Source organism: Tritonibacter litoralis (assembly GCF_009496005.1).
GTDB classification, from domain to species: domain Bacteria; phylum Pseudomonadota; class Alphaproteobacteria; order Rhodobacterales; family Rhodobacteraceae; genus Epibacterium; species Epibacterium litoralis.
The window spans coordinates 171,728-192,659 of sequence record NZ_WIBF01000001.1 but is presented as its reverse complement, the minus strand read 5'-3'; the positions used below and the strand labels follow the sequence as shown (position 1 = coordinate 192,659).

Annotated in this window: 20 protein-coding genes; 11 read left to right on the top strand and 9 right to left on the bottom strand. The window is 56.0% G+C overall.

The window, feature by feature from the left end:
- Positions 1-20: 20 nt before the first annotated feature.
- The 5 genes from GFB49_RS00955 (at position 21) to grxD (ending at position 5,071) form a co-directional block, all read left to right on the top strand.
- On the top strand, positions 21-926 hold the full coding sequence (locus tag GFB49_RS00955; protein ID WP_153213934.1) for a LysR family transcriptional regulator: 906 nt from the start codon (positions 21-23) through the stop codon (positions 924-926).
- Between the two features lie 507 nt (positions 927-1,433).
- Complete coding sequence (gene purL / locus GFB49_RS00950) at positions 1,434-3,593, top strand: phosphoribosylformylglycinamidine synthase subunit PurL (RefSeq protein WP_153213933.1); 2,160 nt, start codon at positions 1,434-1,436, stop codon at positions 3,591-3,593.
- On the top strand, positions 3,574-4,131 hold the full coding sequence (locus GFB49_RS00945; protein WP_246149565.1) for a hypothetical protein: 558 nt from the start codon (positions 3,574-3,576) through the stop codon (positions 4,129-4,131). Before purL ends, GFB49_RS00945 begins: the two co-directional genes overlap by 20 nt.
- A 66-nt stretch (positions 4,132-4,197) precedes the next feature.
- Positions 4,198-4,434, top strand: a complete 237-nt coding sequence (locus GFB49_RS00940) for a BolA/IbaG family iron-sulfur metabolism protein (RefSeq protein ID WP_153213932.1) — start codon at positions 4,198-4,200, stop codon at positions 4,432-4,434.
- 271 nt (positions 4,435-4,705) lie between these two features.
- A complete protein-coding gene (grxD, locus tag GFB49_RS00930) occupies positions 4,706-5,071 on the top strand; it encodes a Grx4 family monothiol glutaredoxin (RefSeq protein WP_153213930.1) in 366 nt (121 codons plus the stop codon).
- Positions 5,072-5,144: 73 nt separating this feature from the next.
- On the opposite strand, the gene GFB49_RS00925 is transcribed toward grxD, so the two are convergent.
- From GFB49_RS00925 to GFB49_RS00915, 3 genes are all read right to left on the bottom strand, one after another.
- On the bottom strand, positions 5,145-6,074 hold the full coding sequence (locus GFB49_RS00925) for a calcium-binding protein (protein ID WP_153213929.1): 930 nt from the start codon (positions 6,072-6,074) through the stop codon (positions 5,145-5,147).
- Positions 6,075-6,332: 258 nt separating this feature from the next.
- The gene (locus tag GFB49_RS00920) at positions 6,333-6,749 is read right to left on the bottom strand and encodes a cell division protein ZapA (RefSeq protein ID WP_153213928.1); all 417 of its coding nucleotides are present in this window, start codon (positions 6,747-6,749) and stop codon (positions 6,333-6,335) included.
- On the bottom strand, positions 6,749-7,918 hold the full coding sequence (locus GFB49_RS00915) for a coiled-coil domain-containing protein (protein ID WP_153213927.1): 1,170 nt from the start codon (positions 7,916-7,918) through the stop codon (positions 6,749-6,751). The genes GFB49_RS00920 and GFB49_RS00915 overlap by 1 nt, the downstream gene beginning before the upstream one ends.
- A gap of 374 nt (positions 7,919-8,292) precedes the next feature.
- Here GFB49_RS00915 and tkt point away from each other — a divergent pair, with 374 nt between their 5' ends.
- The 4 genes from tkt to GFB49_RS00895 all read left to right on the top strand — a co-directional run bounded on the left by tkt (position 8,293) and on the right by GFB49_RS00895 (position 12,669).
- Positions 8,293-10,314 (top strand): transketolase, encoded by a 2,022-nt coding sequence (tkt, locus tag GFB49_RS00910; protein WP_343032428.1) that lies wholly within the window; start codon positions 8,293-8,295, stop codon positions 10,312-10,314.
- A gap of 127 nt (positions 10,315-10,441) precedes the next feature.
- Complete coding sequence (locus GFB49_RS00905) at positions 10,442-10,627, top strand: hypothetical protein (RefSeq protein ID WP_153213925.1); 186 nt, start codon at positions 10,442-10,444, stop codon at positions 10,625-10,627.
- A 551-nt stretch (positions 10,628-11,178) separates the two neighbouring features.
- Complete coding sequence (gene bfr, locus GFB49_RS00900; RefSeq protein ID WP_153213924.1) at positions 11,179-11,664, top strand: bacterioferritin; 486 nt, start codon at positions 11,179-11,181, stop codon at positions 11,662-11,664.
- A gap of 264 nt (positions 11,665-11,928) precedes the next feature.
- A complete protein-coding gene (locus GFB49_RS00895; RefSeq protein ID WP_153213923.1) occupies positions 11,929-12,669 on the top strand; it encodes a ZIP family metal transporter in 741 nt (246 codons plus the stop codon).
- 66 nt (positions 12,670-12,735) lie between these two features.
- Here the strand turns inward: GFB49_RS00895 and GFB49_RS00890 are convergent, their stop codons facing one another.
- Positions 12,736-14,121 (bottom strand): DUF3179 domain-containing (seleno)protein, encoded by a 1,386-nt coding sequence (locus GFB49_RS00890; protein WP_153213922.1) that lies wholly within the window; start codon positions 14,119-14,121, stop codon positions 12,736-12,738.
- Positions 14,122-14,497: 376 nt separating this feature from the next.
- Complete coding sequence (locus tag GFB49_RS00885) at positions 14,498-15,451, bottom strand: DUF808 domain-containing protein (protein ID WP_153213921.1); 954 nt, start codon at positions 15,449-15,451, stop codon at positions 14,498-14,500.
- A gap of 245 nt (positions 15,452-15,696) precedes the next feature.
- Here GFB49_RS00885 and gap point away from each other — a divergent pair, with 245 nt between their 5' ends.
- Positions 15,697-16,698 carry a type I glyceraldehyde-3-phosphate dehydrogenase gene (gene gap, locus GFB49_RS00880; RefSeq protein ID WP_153213920.1) on the top strand — a complete coding sequence of 334 codons (1,002 nt, stop codon included), beginning with the start codon at positions 15,697-15,699 and terminating at the stop codon, positions 16,696-16,698.
- A gap of 98 nt (positions 16,699-16,796) precedes the next feature.
- The gene (locus GFB49_RS20965) at positions 16,797-16,940 is read left to right on the top strand and encodes a hypothetical protein (protein WP_194269238.1); all 144 of its coding nucleotides are present in this window, start codon (positions 16,797-16,799) and stop codon (positions 16,938-16,940) included.
- Positions 16,941-17,031: 91 nt separating this feature from the next.
- Here GFB49_RS20965 and GFB49_RS00875 read toward each other — a convergent pair whose 3' ends face one another.
- The 4 genes from GFB49_RS00875 to GFB49_RS00860 form a co-directional block, all read right to left on the bottom strand.
- Positions 17,032-18,453 carry a Hint domain-containing protein gene (locus tag GFB49_RS00875; RefSeq protein ID WP_153213919.1) on the bottom strand — a complete coding sequence of 474 codons (1,422 nt, stop codon included), beginning with the start codon at positions 18,451-18,453 and terminating at the stop codon, positions 17,032-17,034.
- Between the two features lie 355 nt (positions 18,454-18,808).
- Positions 18,809-19,303 carry a pantetheine-phosphate adenylyltransferase gene (gene coaD / locus GFB49_RS00870; protein WP_153213918.1) on the bottom strand — a complete coding sequence of 165 codons (495 nt, stop codon included), beginning with the start codon at positions 19,301-19,303 and terminating at the stop codon, positions 18,809-18,811.
- 176 nt (positions 19,304-19,479) lie between these two features.
- Entirely contained in the window at positions 19,480-19,914 is a 435-nt protein-coding gene (locus GFB49_RS00865) for a CBS domain-containing protein (RefSeq protein ID WP_153213917.1), read from the bottom strand.
- 56 nt (positions 19,915-19,970) lie between these two features.
- Entirely contained in the window at positions 19,971-20,867 is an 897-nt protein-coding gene (locus GFB49_RS00860) for a LysR family transcriptional regulator (protein WP_153213916.1), read from the bottom strand.
- Between the last annotated feature and the right edge of the window lie 65 nt (positions 20,868-20,932).

The window sequence follows — 20,932 nt, the reverse complement described above, 5'->3', positions numbered from 1 at the left end:
AATCAAGGGCGAGCACAAAAATGGATTGGGACAAACTCAGGATATTCCACGCAGTGGCGGACGCCGGCAGTCTGACGCATGCGGGTGACAAGCTGAACCTGTCGCAATCCGCCGTCAGTCGCCAGATTCGCGCGCTGGAAGAAAAATTAAATGCCACTTTATTTCATCGCCACGCGCGTGGATTGATCCTGACGGAACAGGGCGAATTGCTGTTTGACGCCACCAAAGCCATGAGCCAGCGACTGGATGCGGCATCGGCCCGTATACGTGACAGCGACGAAGAGGTGTTTGGCCAGTTGCGCGTGACCACCGCGTTTGGATTTGGCACCCTGTGGCTCGCCCCACGGCTGACCAAGCTGTATGAAGTCTACCCCAGTCTCAACATTGACCTGATGCTGGAAGAGCGGGTGTTGGACCTACCGATGCGCGAAGCGGACGTCGCCATCCGTATGAAAGAACCAAGTCAGGCCGATTTGATCCGCAAACGCCTGATGACGGTGCAGATGCGCCTTTATGCGTCAGAGACATATTTGAAGGAACACGGAACTCCACTGCGTGCCGAGGATATGAAAGATCATCGCCTGATCTGCCAGAACGCCCAATCGGCGCAGGTTGGTGCCGCCGCCTTGATGGTGAAACGTCTGATGGCCCATAACCCGCAGTCTGTTTTGAACGTAAACAACTACTTCGGCGTGCTGCAGGCGGTTGTGCATGACCTCGGCATTGGCATCTTGCCAGACTATGTCACCGAGGACTTCCCAGCTTTGGTTGAGATCTTGCCCGAAGAAGAGACTCACGAAGTGCCCGTGTATCTGGCCTATCCCGAAGAATTACGTCACTCGCGCCGTGTCGCAGCATTCCGCGATTTTGTGCAGAGTGAAATTATTGAACATCGCAAGCACATGAAAGAATTAGGGAAACTCTAAACCTGCTTAATAGCTATGCAATTTGCGCATGGCAGCCCTGCGTGTTTTATCGATGTTAATCCTTGAAGGCGGGCGGGAGACCCCCTAAATGAACCTCATGAAGGCGCTGGCACACGCCGCCCTTCATACCTCCCTGTTGGACTTCGGCCGAGCTTAGTGCTCGGCCTTTTTTTTGGCCTTTTGGCTTGATTGCCCCATGCTTTGCGCGCGCAACGGTAAAAGCCAAGTTCCCGCAACCTCATTTGAAGCGATTTTTTTCAACTGCCCCTTTTTTTATCATAAAAATTTCAGGTTTGATTGAATTTGTCGCATTACACCCATTCTTTGCCGGACGGATGATGTGAAACGCCAAAACGCGCGCTGTGCACTCGTCCTGTTGGAACAACTGCGTTGATGTAACCAAAACGGGATAAGACCTGTTATATAACCCCTCTATGCTGTTTAGGCTTTTCCAACCGGCCAAGCTGCCCTAAAAGGCGGCCAAACGCGGCCATCGGGAAGAAACGAATGCAGGAACCAGCGATCACGCCTGAACTGATTGAAAATCACGGGCTGAAGCCCGACGAATACGATCTGATCCTTGAGATCATCGGGCGTGAGCCAACGTTCACTGAGCTTGGCATTTTCTCCGCCATGTGGAACGAGCACTGCTCGTACAAGTCGTCCAAGAAATGGCTGCGCACACTGCCGACCGAAGGCCCGCAGGTGATCTGTGGTCCGGGTGAAAACGCAGGCATTGTGGATATTGGCGATGGCGATGCGGTTGTCTTTAAAATGGAAAGCCACAACCACCCGTCGTATATCGAGCCCTATCAGGGCGCGGCGACCGGCGTTGGCGGCATTCTGCGCGACGTCTTCACTATGGGGGCGCGTCCGATTGCGTCGATGAACGCCCTGTCCTTTGGCGAGCCGTCCCACCCTAAGACCCGCCAGCTGGTCAACGGTGTGGTTGAAGGCATCGGCGGTTATGGCAACTGCTTTGGTGTGCCTTGCGCCGGCGGCGAAGTCCGCTTTCACCCGGCCTATAATGGCAACTGCCTGGTCAACGCCTTTGCGGCGGGTCTGGCCAAGACGGACGGCATCTTCTACTCCGCCGCGTCGGGTGTTGGCATGCCGGTGGTCTATCTGGGCGCAAAAACCGGTCGTGACGGTGTGGGCGGTGCCACCATGGCATCGGCGGAATTTGATGACACCATCGAGGAAAAGCGCCCCACTGTTCAGGTCGGCGACCCCTTCACCGAAAAACGCCTGATGGAGGCCACGCTGGAGCTGATGCAGACCGGCGCTGTGATCTCGATCCAGGACATGGGGGCTGCGGGCCTCACCTGTTCCGCGGTTGAGATGGGCGACAAAGGTGGCCTGGGTGTCAAACTGAACCTCGAAGATGTGCCCCAGCGCGAAGTGGGTATGACAGCCTATGAGATGATGCTGTCGGAATCTCAGGAACGCATGCTGATGGTTCTGAAACCGGAACTGGAAGCCGAAGCAAAGGCTGTGTTTGTGAAATGGGATCTGGATTTCGCCATTGTGGGTGAAACCATCGCCGAAGACCGCTTCCTGATCCTGCACAATGGCGACGTAAAAGCCGACCTGCCGCTGTCAAAACTGGCCTCGTCTGCTCCGGAATACGATCGCCCGTGGGTGGAAACCCCAGCGGCGGGCCCTGTCGGGGACGTGCCCGAAGTGGACCCGATCGACGGGCTCAAGGCGCTGATCTCTTCGCCGAACTATGCGGGCAAACAATGGGTCTATGAACAATATGACACCACCGTCATGGGCGACACCCAACTGCGCCCTGGTGCGGCGGCTGGTCTGATCCGTGTTCATGGCACCGACAAGAAACTGGCGTTCACCTCGGATGTGACCCCGCGCTATGTCAAAGCGAACCCGGTTGAGGGTGGCAAACAGGCCGTGGCCGAAGCCTATCGCAACCTGACCGCTGTTGGCGCGAAACCGCTGGCAACCACAGACAACCTGAACTTTGGCAACCCGGAAAAGCCCGAAATCATGGGCCAATTCGTGGGCGCGCTGAAAGGCATCGGCGAAGCGGTTGCGGCGCTGGACATGCCAATCGTTTCGGGCAACGTGTCGCTTTATAATGAAACGGATGGTCAGGCGATCCTGCCAACCCCAACCATCGGCGCTGTTGGTCTGGTGGCCGCAGGCGAAGAGCCGATCATCGGTGAAGTACGGGATGGCCACGTGGCCCTTCTGATCGGTGACACTGCCGGACATCTGGGCCAATCCGCCCTGCTGGCCGAAGTCTTCAACCGCGAAGAGGGCGACGCGCCTGCCGTGGATCTGGACGCTGAAAAGCGCAACGGTGAGTTCATCCGTGAAAACCGTTCGCTGATCAAAGCCTGCACCGACCTGGGCGATGGTGGCTTGGCACTGGCCGCGTTTGAATTGGCCGAAGCAGCGGGCGTTGGTGTCCATCTGGATGCCAGCGACATGGCGACCCTGTATGGCGAGGATCAGGCGCGCTATCTGGTGGCCTGTAACTTTGATCAGGCCGAAGGTCTGATGCTGGCTGCCGGTCAAGTGGGTGTTCCAATTATTTCGGTGGGCCGCTTTGGCGGTGACACCGTGAAGTTCGGCGGCTCAGAAGCGCCGTTGGCTGAACTGGCGGAGATATTCCGCAGCAGTTTTGCCGCCGCTGTTGCCTGATGTGATGCAGTTGGGTCAGCCTGCCTTGCCGGAGCTGGCCCACGACTGCAGCCGTTGTGCCGATCTCTGTTGTCTCGCCTACCCCTTTGATCAGGGGGAAGAGTTTGCAATCAACAAGGCGACCGACCACCCCTGCTCCAATTTAAACGCCTCAGGCGGCTGTCAGATCCATGCGAATCTGAGCAAACGTGGCTTTCCGGGCTGCGTCGCCTATTCCTGCGCCGGGGCGGGTCAGCGGATCACGCAGGATCTGTTTGACGGTGAAAGCTGGCGCGAAGATCCCGACCTGCTCCATCACATGACCCACGCCCTGCGGGTTCTGCGCCCCATTCACGAGGCGCTGTTGATCCTGAAAGAAGCGCTGAACATCCCCATGCCCGACGCTGAGCGCCAGACCTGCCTGACCTTGATGCATGCGCTTTGCCCAGAGGATGCAACTTCGATCTGGGACTTTGAAGAGCCCGAGGTGCAGGACGCCCTGGCGCAGGTGCCCACGTTTATCCCGCAACTTGCCCCCTATGTGCAGCGCGCGCGCTAATCCGCTTGCAGAGCGACCGGCGCGGCCCTACATTTTACCCAGACAGACAGAAGGACATTGATCCAAATGCCCATGCAGGCCCATGAAATCGAAGCGCTTTTGCGTGAAACCTTCCCAGACGCTGAAATCCAGGTCGGCGGCAATGACGGCGTGCATATGTCCGCCATGGTTGTTGACGAAAGCTTTCGCGGCAAGAACCGGGTCCAACAGCAACGCGCCGTCTATGCTGCGCTCAAAGGCAAGATGGACGGTTCCGATGGCGAACTGCACGCGCTGGCCCTGACCACCAAGGCGCCGGATTGATCTTGGATATCGCGGGCTCGTGATCGCCCCTTTGGTAAGTTATGCCTTTAACCAATCCGGCTGTGATCTGGTGATCACTTATGGATGAAGCCTTGGTTCTGGTCATGGCAGGCATCGCAAAAATACTGCTACACTGGGCAATGATAATTATGGACCTTGCGCATATCATTGCTGTTCCCATATGTGAGTTTAGAAAACTTCTTAAATACGGACCACGCTTTTGGCGCGTTGAACAAAAACTGCGCCGCGGCGCCTGGAAACGGAGACAAACATGACCGACGTAAACGCGCGTATTGATGATACCGTCAAAGACAACACCGTAGTGCTGTTCATGAAAGGCACCAAAGAGATGCCGCAATGCGGGTTTTCCTCTCGGGTAGCTGGTGTTCTGAACTATATCGGCGTCGAATACACCGACGTAAACGTTCTGGCCGATGAAGAAATCCGCCAAGGGATCAAGGATTATTCCGATTGGCCGACCATCCCGCAGCTTTACGTCAAAGGTGAGTTCGTGGGCGGCTGTGACATCATCACCGAGATGACCCTGTCCGGCGAACTGGACACCATGCTGGCTGACAATGACGTTGCCTTTGACAAAGACGCAGCAGACAAGATCCGTGAAGCCAACAACGGCTAAGCAAACTGTTTAAATAAACAAAAACCTGCCAGACGCAAATCTGGCAGGTTTTTTTGTCGCTTATGGGCGTGAATTACGCGGCGGACGGGTCCGGCGCGATCACCGAAAACGCCAGATCTTCGACCGTCAGGGTTTCGCCTGCATCCTCGACACGGGCCAAAACCTCGGTGCCTTGCATAACCAGCGCGTCGCCTGTGTCTTCGTCATTCACAACAGTGAAGTCGTTTTGCTCCAGACCGGAGTCTTCACCGCGAATGGCCACAAGGATCTGATCCTCGCCGTCGGCATAATCGGTGATGGTAATAGCGTCGTCGTTTTCTTCGTCAGCCAACAGCATAAACAGGTCACTGTCCGCACCACCGCGACCAATATCACCGTCATCCAAGATCAAGGCATCAACACCGTCGCCACCATTCAACGTGTCGGCGGCATTGTCATTGGTCTCGATCAAACCAAATGAATCCACATCAGTACGCAAGGCTTCGATGTCATCGTCTGTCGGCTCGCTATCATATTCCCCGCCATAAAGAATATCATTGCCGGCACCGCCAAAGATACTATCAGCGCCAGAGCCACCCACGGCAAAATCGCTGCCTTCGCCAGAGAAGATCACATCATCCCCGGCACTGGCAATCAAGGCGTCCTGTCCGCCATCACCGGACAGGGTATCTTCGCCACCTGCACCAATGAGATTATCATCTGCAACCCCGCCGCGCAGATCATCATTGCCGCCTTGGCCAAACAACGTATCAGCGCCGAGACCGCCCAGAACGGTGTCATCACCACCACCGGCACGTACTTCATCGTCGCCTTGGCGGGCTTCGACGAGATCATCTTCTGAACCAAACGAGAGTAGATCGCCGCCTGACGTTGGGACATTGTCGTCTTCACGCAAATCAGGTTCGGTTGGTTCTTCAGGAGCAACCGAGGTGTCATCATCGTCATCCAGCGCGATTATTGCGCCGCCCACCAGCAGCGTGGCTAAAATAGCAAATCCAAACATTGTGCGTCCTGAAATTTCGTTTCAATTAAGTTAACTTTAAGGCGGAAGCACAGCAACTTAAAGATGTTTATGAAAACTGTGCCTGTTTTAGCCATTCCTGTCCGCAGGCTAAGAACAATAATTTTAAAACGGACAAATTGTTTCTGTTTGCCGAGCAAACTGTTCAGGCTTGGTGACGAACAATGAATCAGTTCGACGCACGCGTCACCTGCATCAGCAAAAAACCGGCCTTCAAGCAAAGGCCGGCGATTTCGCAGATTACGCTATTGCCTTTTCTTCGACAGACTGGGCAAGGCTTTCGGCGCGTGCCGCCAATTCCGCCAAAGTCTCATTTACCTGAGGTGGGACAACCGGAACTTCAATCCGTTCGGGCTCAGGAGCTGGAGCAGCGCGCAGAGCTTGCAGTTCAGCATCTTTGGCCGCAAGCTCCGCATCCTTGGCGGCCATTTGCGCGTCAAAGCCGGCCAAGCGGTCTTCGATTGCGGCAGTTTTATCCGCCAGCATCAGACCCGCCATCAACAGCATCCGCGCTTCGGGCATACGACCGATCTGTTCGGCCAGAACCTGCGCTTCGTCGTCCAGCATTTTGGCCGCGGACTGCAAATAGCGTTCTTCGCCTTCCTGACAGGAGACCTCGAACCCACGTCCGCCGATATGAATTGTAACCTCGGGCATTATTCTTCCTCGACTTGCGGCAGATCAGTGGCGGGCAATGTATCGGCGTTGGCCAAAAGCGGCTCAAGCCGGGCAATGACCGCAGACATCTCGGCGCGATCGGTTGCATTGGCCGCGCGCAGACCCTGCACCTCCGCCTCAAGCGCGGCATTGATCAGCGCGGGATCGCCGACCCCTTCGGCATTGGCCGCACGCAAAGCCGCGTTGGATTGAACCAGCTGGTCGTTGGCGGCCCGCAATGTGGTCAGTTCTTGATCCAGCTTGATCAGGGTTTCATCGTCTTGGACAGGCAACACCGGAGCAGGTGCCGGAGCGGCTTCCACAGCTTCGGCTGCAGCCTGCAATTTTGCCTCAAGTTCAGCCTGCACCTCAGCCAATGTGGCTTTGGCGGTTTCTGCCTCTTGCTGTGCAGCGGCGACTTGCGCCTGTGCCGCAGCCTCGGCGGCCTGAATCTTTCCATCTGCTTCGGCCAGGGCTTCCTGGGCCTCGGACGCTTCTGCCTGCATCTGCGCGGTTGCAGCTTTGGCGGCCTCAGCTTCGGCCGTCGCCGCATCCACCTGCGCCTGTACCTCAGCAACTTGGGCAGCCGATGCGGTGATCGAAGCCTGCGCGGTTTCCAGCTCCCCTTTCAGGCGGTTGCGCTCTGCTTCAAGGGCTGCAAAATCCACCTCAGAGATCACAGGTTCCGGTCCCGGTGCTGCGGCTTCCAGCGCAATTTCCAATTCACTGCGCAACCGGGCGGCCTCGGCCTCCATCGTTTCGCAATGTTCTTTGGCACTGGCGGCTTCGTTCTGCGCGCCTTCCAATGCGCCTTTCAATCGGCCTACCTCAAGACGCAGCGCATCGCGTTCGGCGGTATTGCCGACCTCATTGCGCAGCAGCTGAACCTCAGCCTCAAGCGCGGCAATGGTTTCAGCATCCGCGCCACCACCTGCTGCAGCAGCTTCCTCGGCGGCAGTTTCAACTTCATCCAAACGTCCGCGCAACAGGCGCAGCCGCTCTTCCAGCTGCGCGTTGACGGTGCGCTCTTCGTCCAGCGCCTGCTCCAGTTCTGCGTTTGGAGTAGCCGCCGCGGCAGCCTCTTGGCGCGCCTCAAGCGTATTCACGCCACTGGCAATGCGATCCATCGCCGCCAGGATGCGTGCTTGCAATTCCTCGATCTGCTCCATGCCTGTCCCTATGCCTGGCCTGTGTCTATACCCGTTACCTGATGCCTCTAACCTGTTGATCGGTACAACGTACAGACCCGGAACGGGTTAGCGCTCAAAGTTTATCGGCCTTTATACCTATATATTTTCAATCCGTACGGCGAATCGCAAGCCTAGAACTGACCGGTCTGCAGCTGTGACAGACGCTAACATCATTACTATGCCGCGCTAACGGACGGGCCCTGAATTTGTGTAGAACAGCAGCCCTGTCCTTTCAAGCAATTGCGGGTTCTGCCGCAAACAAAGGCTGTTTTGGGCCCATAACCCCGCTTGAACTTTGTCAAATGGCTGCTATTGACCTTCTAGTCCGCCTGATAAGCCAAAGGAAAACTCCAGTGGATCTGACAGCCCTGCGCTCCGCAAACCCCGAGCATTGGTCCAAAGCCGCCGCAATCCGGGGTCTGACCCTTGATGCGGTTGCTGCCGCCAACTCCGGCCACTCTGGCATGCCAATCGGCATGGCCGATGTGGCGACCGTTCTTTTTGAAAAACACCTCAAGTTCGATGTGACCGCGCCGAAATGGCCGGACCGCGACCGGTTTATCCTGTCTGCCGGTCACGGCTCGATGCTGATCTATTCCCTGCTCTATCTTCTGGGTGACGAACAGGTCACGCTGGACCAGATCAAAAACTTCCGCCAGATGGGTCAGCTGACCGCCGGCCACCCGGAAAACTTCCTGCTGGACGCAGTTGAAGTCACCACCGGCCCTCTGGGTCAGGGCATTGCAAACTCGGTTGGTTTTGCCATGGCCGAAGAAATGCAGCGCGCCCAATACGGCAAAAAGATTGTGGATCACTACACCTATGTGATCGCAGGCGACGGCTGCCTGATGGAAGGCGTCAGCCAGGAAGCCATCGGCATAGCCGGTCGGCACCAGCTGGGCAAGCTGATCGTGCTGTGGGATGACAACAACATCACCATCGACGGCACCGTTGAATTGTCTGATCGCACCAACCAAGTGCAGCGCTTCAAAGCGTCCGGTTGGCACGTGCAGGAAATTGACGGCCATGATCCGGTTGCGATCGATGCCGCAATTGAGGCCGCCAAAAAGACCAAGAAACCGTCCATGATCGCCTGCAAAACCCACATCGCACTGGGTCACGCGGCACAGGACACCTCCAAGGGTCACGGCGCACTGACCGATGCGGAACAGTTGATCGCCGCCAAAGAGGCCTATGGCTGCCCGCTGGAAGCCTTTGAGGTTCCCGCTGACGTGAAAACCGCATGGGAAGCCATCGGCCAACGCGGCGCAGAAGAGCGCGCCGCCTGGGAAGCGCGTTTTGCGGAAATCTCCAGCCAGAAACAGGATCGTTTCAACCGCGCCTATGCGCTGGAAGCGCCCAAGAAGCTGGCCGCTGCGGTGCGTGCGCTGAAGAAACAAGTGTCTGAAGACCAGCCCAAGGTTGCGACCCGCAAAGCGTCTGAAATGGCCTTGGCTGCGATCAACCCGGTGCTGCCGGAAACCGTGGGGGGCTCTGCCGACCTCACCGGGTCCAACAACACCAAGACGGATGATCTTGGCATGTTCGACACCGACAACCGCAAGGGGCGTTATGTCTATTGGGGCATCCGTGAACACGGTATGGCGTCGGCGATGAACGGCATGGCACTGCACGGTGGCCTGCGCCCTTATGGCGGCACCTTCTTCTGCTTTACCGACTATGCGCGCCCGGCGATGCGTCTGGCAGCCCTGTCGAAAATTCCCACAGTCTTTGTGATGACCCACGATTCCATCGGCGTTGGTGAAGATGGCCCGACCCACCAGCCGGTTGAACATCTGGCAATCTGCCGCGCGACCCCGAACTCTTATACCTTCCGCCCTGCGGACGCGGTAGAGACGGCGGAAGCCTGGGAAATCGCGCTGTCGTCCAAGGAAACCCCCTCTGTGATGGCGCTGACCCGTCAGGGTCTGCCCACCCTGCGCACCGAGCATAAGATGAACAACCTGACCGCCCAGGGTGGCTATGTTCTGGCCGATGCCGAAAACAAGCGTCAGGTCATCCTGGTCGCGACGGGTTCCGAGGTTTCGCTGGCGATGGACGCCAAAGCAAAGCTCGAGGCCGAAGGCATCGGCACCCGCGTGGTGTCCATGCCCTGTATGGAATTGTTCCTGGAGCAGGACGAAGCCTATCGCCGCAAGGTTCTGCCCGCAGGCCCGGTCCGCGTCGGTATCGAAGCGGCTGTACGCGACGGCGGTTGGGATCGCCTGTTGATGGGCGAACGCGGCCAAGAGAAGAAAGCCGCATTTGTTGGCATGACCGGCTTTGGCGCCTCTGCTCCGGCGGCGGAACTGTTTGAAAAATTCGGCATCACCGCCGATGCAACAGTTGCCAAAGCAAAAGAGCTGCTGGCCTAATCAACAGTTCATCATGAAAATGAGAAGAGGGGCTCTTTGGGCTCCTCTTTTTTTAATGTCATTTTTAAGATTTAGGCTTTTTAGCTTCTCACTGCCATGGTCTCCGGACAGGCCTTGGGTGATCAGAATGATCCAAGCCTGTGAGGAAGTAATCACAGAGATCGAACGCGAAATCGAACGTGTTAAAGAAGTTACCCGCAAACAGGTCGAGAACACATTTAACGAAGACGTAACCGAAACGATTTGGCGCGATCCCAGATCGATCACCGCTCTGGCGGCACTTTCCATACAAAAAGAGCGGTTCACCTCGTAGGAGAAAACCCCTCAACGTCAAAACTGCCGTGTTGGCGCCCGATTCCCATTCTGGCACAGCCACGTCCACTAGAATGATTTTCCATAAAGTCCGGGCTTTGCATCGGATTTCGTCGCGAAGCGAAGGTGCGACATATTGTCAGAACTATTGCATAATGCACTGTTTTACTGACTAAAATCATCACCTTTGGAATACTTCCAAATTAAACCCGACAAAAACACATGGAATTTCTTCCTTATTGATTTACTCGGAATTGCGGGAGGCGAGGAATAACGCAATATACAAAGAAACTTTGACCGAGGCCCCAATGATCGTTTGTAGCTGTCAGACCATATCAGACACCGACATCCACTTTGCTATCAACTGGATGCGTTCATCAGACCCAGAGACGATCATTACCCCTGGGAAGGTCTACCGGGCGCTTGGCAAGAAACCGGAATGCGGTGGTTGCATGAAATTATTCGTGTCAACCATGCGCAAAAGTGACAAGCTGGAAGTGCCCGCCATTTTGCGCGGCATGAAGGAAGCTGGATCACAAGGGAACGGCCACCATGAAAGGCGACAAAAAAGTCATCGAATATCTCAACAAAGCACTGCGCGTTGAGCTAACAGCCGTCAGCCAATTCTGGCTGCACTATCGACTGCAGGCTGATTGGGGTTACGGTAAGCTTGCAAAGAAGATGCGCGAAGAATCCATCGAAGAGATGGAGCACGCCGACAAGCTGATCGACCGCATTATCTTCCTTGAAGGTCATCCCAACCTGCAAACACTGGACCCCTTGCGGATTGGCGAAAACGTTCGTGAAACCCTGACCTGTGATCTGGACGCAGAGATGGAAGCGGTCGCGCTTTATACCGAAGCCCGCAAATACTGTGCGGATGTGGGTGACTATGCATCAATGCATCTGTTTGAGGAGCTGATCATAGATGAACAGGGTCACATCGATTTCCTGGAAACCCAGATTGAACTGCATGACTCGATCGGTGCAGAAAACTATGGCGCGTTGAACGCAAACTCAGCCGACGAAGCAGAGTAGAACCTAGGCTTCCGTTTTAAGCGAGGGTCCCGAATAGCCGCTCACAGGAGCGGCTATTTTTGGTCTTGTTACACAGGCTGGCCGTTTTGTTGCCCTGTGAGGTCGGCTGATTTCTTTTCTCTGCGTGAAATTCCGATGAGGCATAGGAAGGTTTTGGATTGCATTTCATTAGAAAGATTCTAATTTAGAATTATTCTAACTTCCAAAGATTGGGCAATCCAGCACCTCCGGCGTTTGTCCAGCCCCCGCATAGAAAGTTCAACCATGGACTCCGTTACCTTAGTCTTCCTGGCGGCCCTGATCACGGCCCTGGCCACCGGCCTGGGTCCCCTGCCCTTTGCCATCTGGCGCTCCATGTCGCCCAAGGCCGTGTCCATTTGCAATGGGATCGCCGCTGGGCTGATGCTGGCTGCAAGTTTCAGCCTTTTGCAGGAAGGCATCAACCTAAGCGCCACGCTGACCATTTTGGGTCTGGTGGGCGGCTTCCTGTTCATTGCCCTCAGCCACAAGGTCATCTCGCACAACGAGGAATTCCACATCGGTGCCATCAAAGGCGCCAATGCCGTCAAAATGTTGATGATCGTCGGTATCATGACCCTACACTCTGCCGCAGAGGGGGTTGGCGTTGGTGTGGCCTATGCGGGCGAAGGCAATCTGGGCGAGTTCATCACAGCGGCCATTGCGGTGCATAATATCCCCGAAGGTCTGGCCATTGCGCTGGTTCTGGTGCCACGCGGAGCCAAAGTCTGGCAGGCCATGGGGTGGAGCGTTTTTTCCAGCCTGCCACAACCCCTGTTGGCCGTGCCCGCCTTTATGTTTGTGACCGTCTTTGAACCATTTCTGCCGGTTGGACTGGGCCTTGCGGCGGGCGCAATGATCTGGATGACCCTGTCCGAACTGGTCCCCGAAGCGCTGGAAAACGCCTCCAGCCCGATGATCGCAAGTGCGGTGACCATGTCGATCGCAGGCATGCTCTTGTTCGAATTGATGCTGCGGGCGATCTAGTCGCGACGCCTGACTGTAATGGTGAAAGAGCGCCTTTTTCACAAGGCGCTCTTCAGGATCATTAAGTTATCCCTGCCACAGCTCGGTCTGCGGGTAGAACTGAGACCACGCAAACCAAAAGGCCTGGTGGCTGCCCAGATCTCTGCCGTCCGCCGTCACGGCTTTGACCCCGCCGCCATCCAGCGTCAGACGGATGTTTTCGAACGCAATCTCTTGGCCGCGTTGCAGCGCCGCGATGGCTTTTGAGCGTTGAAAGGCAATCGGCTGGCCAGAGGCTGCAACAATGCCGATCACATCCTCATGCACGGGCAAGCGTGGATCCACGTCGCCCACCGGGAAAATCGGCCCGTCTGCGTCGCGCCCATTGCGGAAGTCAAAATCCCGACCCAGCGCCAGCGCCTCAACCAGAACCGTGGTGTCTGGATAGGCAGCCTTCCAGTCTCCCCAGGTGGTGGTCACAACACCGGCCTGTTTCAAGGCAATGCCTTTACGCTCCAACGGGCCGGTGACGGCCGTGCCCAGGAAGGTGTCAAATACGGAATAGGTGTTCACATCATACATCACCTTGTTAGACCGGATCAAAAGCCCCGAGGTCCGCAGGATCGGACGTTTGACACCGCCGGGCAGATCATCGGTGAAATAGGCCTGGGCTGCGCCACAGAGTGTACAATACGGAATGCCCAGATCCCGCCCCCCAAGGGTGTCGTTCACCATTTCGCGCACTTCCATGATCCGCCGGGGATAGGCGCGCGCCTCGCCGTTCACTTCGATGCCAAAGACCACATCGCTGTCTTTGAGCCAGGTTGCCTCTTCTGCGGTTTCCACTTCGGGATTGTCAGCCGCCGGGATGCAATTGCAGCGTTCATCTGTGGTGTCATAGGCGCGATCGTCGATCAGCACCCCCCCCCAGGACACATGACGCCAATCAATCTCGCCTTTGACAAAGATCTTGTCCCAACCCGGCACAACCGAGGTAAAGATGGCACGTTTAGCCTTCAGATAACCCGGCGGTTCCGGAATATCCCAAGCAATCAGATGATCAGTGATCACACCCCAATGGTTGCGCTGCGGCGTGTCGATCTGCAGCAAATTGGCCGATGTCTCCGCCAGCACGGCCGACAGCTCTGGATTGGCGGTGAACCGCATAAGATCGGCGATGATCCAGACCACACGCGGGTCTTTGGATTGGGCGATGGTGATCAGCGCATCAATCTGTTCCGGCCCCCAAAAAGAGTTCTGAACACTGTCAACCAAAGCCATCTGCACGGCTTTTTTCAGGTCTTTCGGCAATGCGCCCGACGGGATCGCGGGCGGGGTGCCGAATTCGGCCACCACATAATCCGGCAATGCCGAAGCTTTGGACTGGGCCGCAACTTGGCCTGAAGTCAGTGAAAATGCCACACAGGCAGCAACAAGGGCGATACGGGGGCGGGTGCGAAGTTTTCCGGTCATGAGACCAACCTTTCATGCGCCAAAAAGAAACGTCGCGCGCACCGAGCGGACACTGCGCGGCCTGCCCGGCTCACCAAAATCCATTCGCGCAAAGACCCCAGTGCCGTCTGTGACAGACCCCTCTAAAATCCTTCTTTCTTCATCACGCGGCCAATCACGTTTCCTTCAGTCCGGATTTACTGGCGCGCCATTTGCAGGTGGAGCGCCTGGACAACCGGCGTATTGGCTGTGGCTTCGGTTGTGCTGTAAGTATTTTTAAAAAGATGAAACACGCATCGCGGCACATTCAACGTCGCCGAGGCCCGCGCGGGCCCAGGCTTTCATCTTTTCTCAAATACTTAAAATCTGCGGTCGCCACAGACGCAGTGGTTGCCGCTTAATGCGCGTCCGCTTTGCCCGAGACCAGGGGCTGGATCACTTTGGTTGCCACTGGGATCAGCGCCAGGCCAATCAGGATGCCCAGGATCCCGTCCAGAACCGCCTTCACAATCCACTCGACTGCTGCATCACCATGTCCAATCCCATGCGCCATGTGATGAATGGTCTCTTCGGGGAAATGCCAGCCCATCTGATGCGCGGAATGCACAATAATGGATCCCCCAACCCACAGCATGGCGGCGGTGCCGACCACGGTCAGAAACTTCAGAAACCATGGCATGATAAACACAATTCCCCGCCCCAAGGCCCGCACCGGCGCCAGGGCGCTGACACGTGCAAGCCATAGGCCGACGTCATCCATTTTGACAATGATCGCAACAACACCATAAACCGCAAAGGTGATCACAACCCCCACCACAGCGAGGGTCGCAGCCTGCAGCCACAGAACATCGCTTTCGATGGTCGACAGCGCGATGGTCATGATCTCGGCCGAAAGGATGAAATCGGTCTTGATCGCACCTTTGACCTTTTGTTCTTCCAGATGGGCGGGGTCCTGCACATCATGGCTGCCGTCTGGGCCACCGCTGTGCGCATCGTGTGGCATCAAGACATGTACAATCTTTTCTGCCCCCTCAAAACACAGGTAACAGCCCCCCAGGATCAGCAAGGGCGGCACCAGCCAGGGGGCAAATTGAGACATTAACAACGCGACCGGCAACAGGAACAGCAGTTTGTTGATCAGCGACCCCCGTGCAATCCGCCAGATCATCGGCAGCTCGCGCGCCGGGGCAAAGCCTGTGACATATTTTGGGGTCACGGCGGCGTCATCGATCACGATGCCAGCCGCTTTGGAGCCTGCCTTTACCGTCTGAGTGGCAATATCGTCGACAGAGGCTGCCGCAACCTTGGCAATCGCTGCCACATCATCCAACAAGGCCAACAAGCCGCTCATACCAAAATTCCTTTGTCCCTGAGGCAGGTGAGTCTGGCGCAGACTACCGAAATTCCGGGCTCAAACAAGCGTTAGCGCAACCGCCAATGGCCGCTTGCTTGATGTTATCGCAACCGCAGCATTTCGTTAACGCCACCGGTCATGTTTTGCGCTAACAGACTGGCTCTTATACACTTTTTTCCTTTAGGAAATTAATAGACCCCGCTATACGCTGCGCCAAGAGACGCTCGCCTGGAGAGATGCACATGACCATTAAAGTTGGTATTAACGGATTTGGCCGCATCGGCCGCTGTACCCTGGCCCATATCGCGGGCTCGGGTCGCGACGACATCGAAGTGATCAAAGTCAATGCAACCGGACCGCTTGAGACCGCGGCGCATCTGATTAAATACGACAGCATTCATGGCCGTTTCCCCGGTGAAGTTACACTGGGCGAAAACACCATGAACCTTGGTCGTGGTGACATGCAGATGTATTCGACTTACGACATGGACGAGCTGGACTGGGAGGGCTGTGATGTGGTTCTCGAATGTACCGGCCAATTCAACGATGGTCAGAAGGCCAACAAACACCTGGAGCGTGGCGCCAAACGTGTGCTGCTGTCTGCGCCGGGCAAAAACGTCGACCGCACCGTGGTCTTTGGCGTGAATGATCAGGAAATGACCGCCAGTGACGTGATGATCTCCAACGGGTCTTGCACCACCAACTGCCTTGCACCGCTCGCCAAGGTTCTGGATCAGACCGTGGGTATCGAATCCGGTATCATGACCACCATCCACTCTTATACCGGCGACCAGCCAACCCTGGACCGCCGTCACAAGGACCTGTATCGGGCTCGCGCCGCTGCCATGGCGATGATCCCGACCTCGACCGGTGCGGCCAAGGCGCTGGGTGAAGTTCTGCCGGCCATGAAAGGCAAACTGGACGGTTCCGCCATTCGCGTACCGACGCCAAATGTCTCTGCGGTGGACCTGACGTTCCAAGCGGGCCAGGATGTAACCGCGGATCAGATCAACTCGATCATGGAAGACGCGGCCAAAGGTCAGATGAAAGGTGTTCTGGGGTATGAACCTGCGCCGCTGGTCTCGGTTGACTTCAACCACAGCCCCGAAAGCTCAATCTTTGCGCCGGACCAGACCCGTGTCGTCGGTGGCCGCACCGTGCGTGTTCTGGCCTGGTACGACAATGAGTGGGGCTTCTCCTGCCGGATGGCGGATGTGGCCGTGGCCATGGGCAACCTGGGCTAAACAGCAACGGTCCCTGCTCGGCCCTTTGAAAAGCTTGAGACTTTGCGCCCGGTCAGGCATATCTGACCGGGCGTTTTACTTTTATTGGCCGAACCTTCATGACCCATAAAATCGCCGTTTGGCTGGGAAGTATTATCCTGATCGCACTGGTCACGGACGTCATACTGTTTGGCGACGTGCACCTGATCTTTTTGGGAAAGAAGATCTTTGAGCTGACGGATTGGATGGCGTTCTGGCGATAAGCGCCATGGGTCCAGATCTACCCAATCGCACAAGCGCAACTGCGTCAACGAAGTCAACAAAACGCCTAAGCGTTAGTGATTTGAAATAAGCTCAGCTCAACAGCTGGCTTTCATGGGGTTTCAGTTCCAGCCGCGCGGTTGGGCCAAAACTGCCCATCTCGGCCATCAGCTCCAGGACTTCTGCGCGGGTTTCAGCGTCAAAGGAACCTAAGCTCTGCGGTCCAGGATGATAGCTTTCACTCTCAAATCCATCGCTGGTCACAATTTCATGCTGGTCAAACAGCAAATGAACATAGGTGATCACCCCGCCATGGGCATCCACTCGGATGGTTTGGTCATTCACAAGGTGTTTTGCTTTTACCAGAACCTCACATTGGCCAAACAAAAGCTCCGCCAGTTCAGAGGTCAGCAGCACCCGGTGATTTGGAGAAACGGAAATTGGTCCGTGCTCGCCAAGCGCATTGGCGGCAAAGACAACCGGCGCATTCCTGTCATCAGCCCTCCGGCGGCACTGGCCGATCCAACGCAAAGGTTGGGGGCCATGATCGCGCGTCATCACCAACATACCAACTTCAAGATCCTCGACCGCCACATCTCCTGTTGAGGTGCGGATGCGTGTTCCCGCAACAAAACACGGGGGCACATTGATCTGCGTTTTGACGATGACGTTGCCGTTGTCGGTTTGCCCCTGACCATCAATGACGGTGTAGGTAAAGGTGTTGGTCTCATCCACTGGGCTGCTGTTGGTGATCGACACCGTACCGTTTGCGTTCAGCGTTACAACTTCACCGCTTGGTAATTCGACACTGCCGCCCACTGCGATGTCTTCACCGTTGATTTGCGTGATGGTCAGATCCGTGCCGGCGCCATGTTGGTCATTGTCCAGAAGGTTCAACTGCTCGGATCCGTCACCCGAGATGGTCACCACATCATCAGTTGCGTCCAGCACTTCCTTGAACGGGCCGGTCAACGTGTCGATATCCGAATTCCATTCAAGCTGCCCCTCAAAACCGCCGCCCGGCAGCCCGGTGAAATCGATGGTCAACGTTGTATAAAGATCGCCGACCGGTGCACTTCCGGCCAAGTTTACAATGTCAGTATAGCGGGCCGTTATATCACCGCCGATGCCCGCGTCATCAGGATGCAGCTGGAACGGGAACCCGTTTAATGATCCAGGCGTTGACGGCTCACTTGGGTCGTTGCCAAAGGGCGTTGTAGTGTCAAAGACCGAGTTCGCGTTCGAAAGATCAATGCTAATAGAGGCAAGTGGTTTTGTGGCTGTTAACTCATGCCAGTCGAAACCATATTTCAGTGTGATGTTATCACCGTTGGCTCCGCCATTTGTAAAAGGATCAAAGGCTTCCCAGGTCAGGGTCTCGGTGGTGCCATCGGTATATGTGACCGTGATCTCGGCCCCTTCAAGGTCAACCCCGCGTGAGGACGTGTTCGCGCGCAAAGCGAAATCTGTTTCGCGCGGCGTTCCGTCAACTCGAACAATATCAATATTGGCCATCGGGCCCGACCTCTTTACAGTTATTCTGCGCAACCATGTTGCCCGCTATCTCCGCGACTTGGGCTTCAGCGGCAAAAGACAGCGACCGGAAGCGATGCAACGGCAACCCGGAGTCTTATTCTTAAGTCTTTGGTGAACAAAATGGCGAAATGAGAGCCGATGTAAGGCATTTCATGTGGTTTCTAAGGTTCGGCCAACCGACCACACCCGAAAACAAGCGCGCCAAATACCAAGCGCAAAAAATCTGTGGCCAAGAAATTCGAACAAAGCAACGGAACCGCACGCTATGCGGTCGCCTGCCAACAAACAGGAACGGCCGCCACGGGCCGCTCCATAAAAGAGGGAAATCGAGCGGTCAGTCCTGCAGACGTTCGGTTAGTTTTTCCCGAACGAGAGGAGTGACAAAATTTGAGACATCACCGCCAAGACGTGCAATTTCCTTGACCAGTTTGGAGGCGATGGCCTGATGTTTGGCTTCTGCCATCAAAAACACGGTCTCAATTGAACTGTCGAGCGCGCGGTTCATGCCAACCATCTGAAACTCATATTCAAAGTCCGCAACAGCGCGCAGTCCCCGGACGATAAGCTGAGCGCCAACGTCACGGGCGCAGTCGATCAGGAGATTTTCAAACGGATGCGCCACAATCTCGGTTCCGGTCTGCTCGCTCAAAACGGCACATTCCGCCTCGATCATGGCAACACGCTCTTCGAGGCTGAACAGAGGCCCTTTATCGCGATTGATCGCAACTCCGATAACCAGCTTGTCCACCATAGCACTGGCACGGCGAATAATATCAATATGACCCAAGGTGATTGGGTCAAAGGTACCAGGGTATAATGCAACCCGCATGGTGCCCTCCTCCTCGCATTCTCATATGTGCACGCAATCATATTTCGCGGCCAAAGTGCAAGGGCCGACACCCGGAATTGCAGAGTAAATCTAGAGTTTTCTTGCCAAAAGTGGCGCAAGTGTTTCAACACGCCCTTGCACCACTTTAACCGTCTGATGTTCAGGGATCCGGGCTATTACATGCCCCGGATCATCCCCTCCAGCGCATCCTTTTCCATCGCCAGTTCAGACAGCTGCGCCTTGACCACATCCCCCAATGTGACAATGCCGACCAGCTTTCCATCCTCAACCACAGGCATGTGGCGGAACCGGCCTTCTGTCATTTTCTGCAAAACCTCTTGGGCGTTGTCCTGACGGGTACAGGTCACCAGACGCTGCGTCATATATTCGCGAACGGGTTCGTTCAAACAGCCCGAGCCGCTGACAGCCAATTCGCGCACAATATCGCGTTCCGACAAAATCCCGTCTGCTGTCGTGCCATCATCGGATACAACCACGGTCCCGATCCGGTTTTTTGCCAGGATTTCCGCCGCCTCTGATACCTTTGCATCCGGCTTAATGGTAAAGACCGAAGAATTTGATTTTGACTTTAAAATCGCTTGAACCAGCATTATTCCTCCTACTCGTAATTTTATTCCTCCATAGGAAGCTTTTCCGCAATACCTGTTTAAGTCAAGGCCTCTAAGGTTTCGATTTCTTCTCGAATTCCCTTGGACAGCTCTTGTGCAAATCGATTTAGTCGTTCGCTGCGTTGATCCCCCTGATGGCGTACCAGATAAAAACTGCGCGTCAGGCTCAGCTGTTCGGTCAGGATTTTGCGCAGCATACGGTGGGACGGCAGGGTGAAATCATGCGCCACACATAGGGCCGTGCCTTCGGCGGCCATCTTGATCTGAACCGCCACCGAGTTTGACGCCAAATGCACCCGCTCCACGCCAAGCTCGCTCAGATAATCCAGCTCGCGGTCAAAAATCATATCGGGGATATATCCGATGACCTTGTGGTTTTTGACGTCCTCTAGGCTGTCGATTGATCCATGTTCACGCAAATAGTGGCGTGAGGCCACAAGGTGCAGTTTATAGTCGCAGATCTTTTGCACCAGCAATTGCCCGGCAGTCGGCGCGCTGACGGTGACGGCCATATCGGCCTCGCGCCGAGTCAGGTTGATCACACGGGGAAGTGCAACAATCTGGATATCCAGGTCTGGATTGGCTTCGGAAATCCGTGCAACCACTTGCGGCAGAACATAATTTGCACTGCCATCCGGGGCGCCAATGCGGATCTGGCCAGACAGGGTATCACTGGGCCCGCTCAGCGCCTCGCGCCCGGCCCGCATCGCCTGTTCCGCCGATTCCGCATGGGCCAAAAGGCGATCGCCCGCCGCGCTGAGGGCATAGCCCTGCGGGGATTTCACAAACAAGGATGTGCCAAGCGCGCTTTCAAACCGCGACACCCGCCGCCCGACGGTCGCAGGGTCCATTTTCAAAACCCGACCTGCACCGGACAGGCTGGCCTCTCGCGCAACCGCAAGAAACACCTTCATATCATCCCACTGTGGTTCCATCGTGCCTTTTCCCTTCTGGAAACCCTTGAAAACACCGGTCTTCACCGCAAACAGACCGTATCGGT

What these genes read in the sequence shown, in the direction of transcription:
- GFB49_RS00955 (WP_153213934.1), top strand. Translation starts at nt 21, where the DNA reads ATGGATTGGGACAAACTCAGGATATTCCACGCAGTGGCGGACGCCGGC.
- purL (WP_153213933.1), top strand. Translation starts at nt 1,434, where the DNA reads ATGCAGGAACCAGCGATCACGCCTGAACTGATTGAAAATCACGGGCTG.
- GFB49_RS00940 (WP_153213932.1), top strand. Translation starts at nt 4,198, where the DNA reads ATGCCCATGCAGGCCCATGAAATCGAAGCGCTTTTGCGTGAAACCTTC.
- grxD (WP_153213930.1), top strand. Translation starts at nt 4,706, where the DNA reads ATGACCGACGTAAACGCGCGTATTGATGATACCGTCAAAGACAACACC.
- GFB49_RS00925 (WP_153213929.1), bottom strand. Translation starts at nt 6,074, where the DNA reads ATGTTTGGATTTGCTATTTTAGCCACGCTGCTGGTGGGCGGCGCAATA.
- GFB49_RS00920 (WP_153213928.1), bottom strand. Translation starts at nt 6,749, where the DNA reads ATGCCCGAGGTTACAATTCATATCGGCGGACGTGGGTTCGAGGTCTCC.
- GFB49_RS00915 (WP_153213927.1), bottom strand. Translation starts at nt 7,918, where the DNA reads ATGGAGCAGATCGAGGAATTGCAAGCACGCATCCTGGCGGCGATGGAT.
- GFB49_RS00905 (WP_153213925.1), top strand. Translation starts at nt 10,442, where the DNA reads ATGATCCAAGCCTGTGAGGAAGTAATCACAGAGATCGAACGCGAAATC.
- bfr (WP_153213924.1), top strand. Translation starts at nt 11,179, where the DNA reads ATGAAAGGCGACAAAAAAGTCATCGAATATCTCAACAAAGCACTGCGC.
- GFB49_RS00895 (WP_153213923.1), top strand. Translation starts at nt 11,929, where the DNA reads ATGGACTCCGTTACCTTAGTCTTCCTGGCGGCCCTGATCACGGCCCTG.
- GFB49_RS00890 (WP_153213922.1), bottom strand. Translation starts at nt 14,121, where the DNA reads ATGACCGGAAAACTTCGCACCCGCCCCCGTATCGCCCTTGTTGCTGCC.
- GFB49_RS00885 (WP_153213921.1), bottom strand. Translation starts at nt 15,451, where the DNA reads ATGAGCGGCTTGTTGGCCTTGTTGGATGATGTGGCAGCGATTGCCAAG.
- gap (WP_153213920.1), top strand. Translation starts at nt 15,697, where the DNA reads ATGACCATTAAAGTTGGTATTAACGGATTTGGCCGCATCGGCCGCTGT.
- GFB49_RS20965 (WP_194269238.1), top strand. Translation starts at nt 16,797, where the DNA reads ATGACCCATAAAATCGCCGTTTGGCTGGGAAGTATTATCCTGATCGCA.
- GFB49_RS00875 (WP_153213919.1), bottom strand. Translation starts at nt 18,453, where the DNA reads ATGGCCAATATTGATATTGTTCGAGTTGACGGAACGCCGCGCGAAACA.
- coaD (WP_153213918.1), bottom strand. Translation starts at nt 19,303, where the DNA reads ATGCGGGTTGCATTATACCCTGGTACCTTTGACCCAATCACCTTGGGT.
- GFB49_RS00865 (WP_153213917.1), bottom strand. Translation starts at nt 19,914, where the DNA reads ATGCTGGTTCAAGCGATTTTAAAGTCAAAATCAAATTCTTCGGTCTTT.
- GFB49_RS00860 (WP_153213916.1), bottom strand. Translation starts at nt 20,867, where the DNA reads ATGGAACCACAGTGGGATGATATGAAGGTGTTTCTTGCGGTTGCGCGA.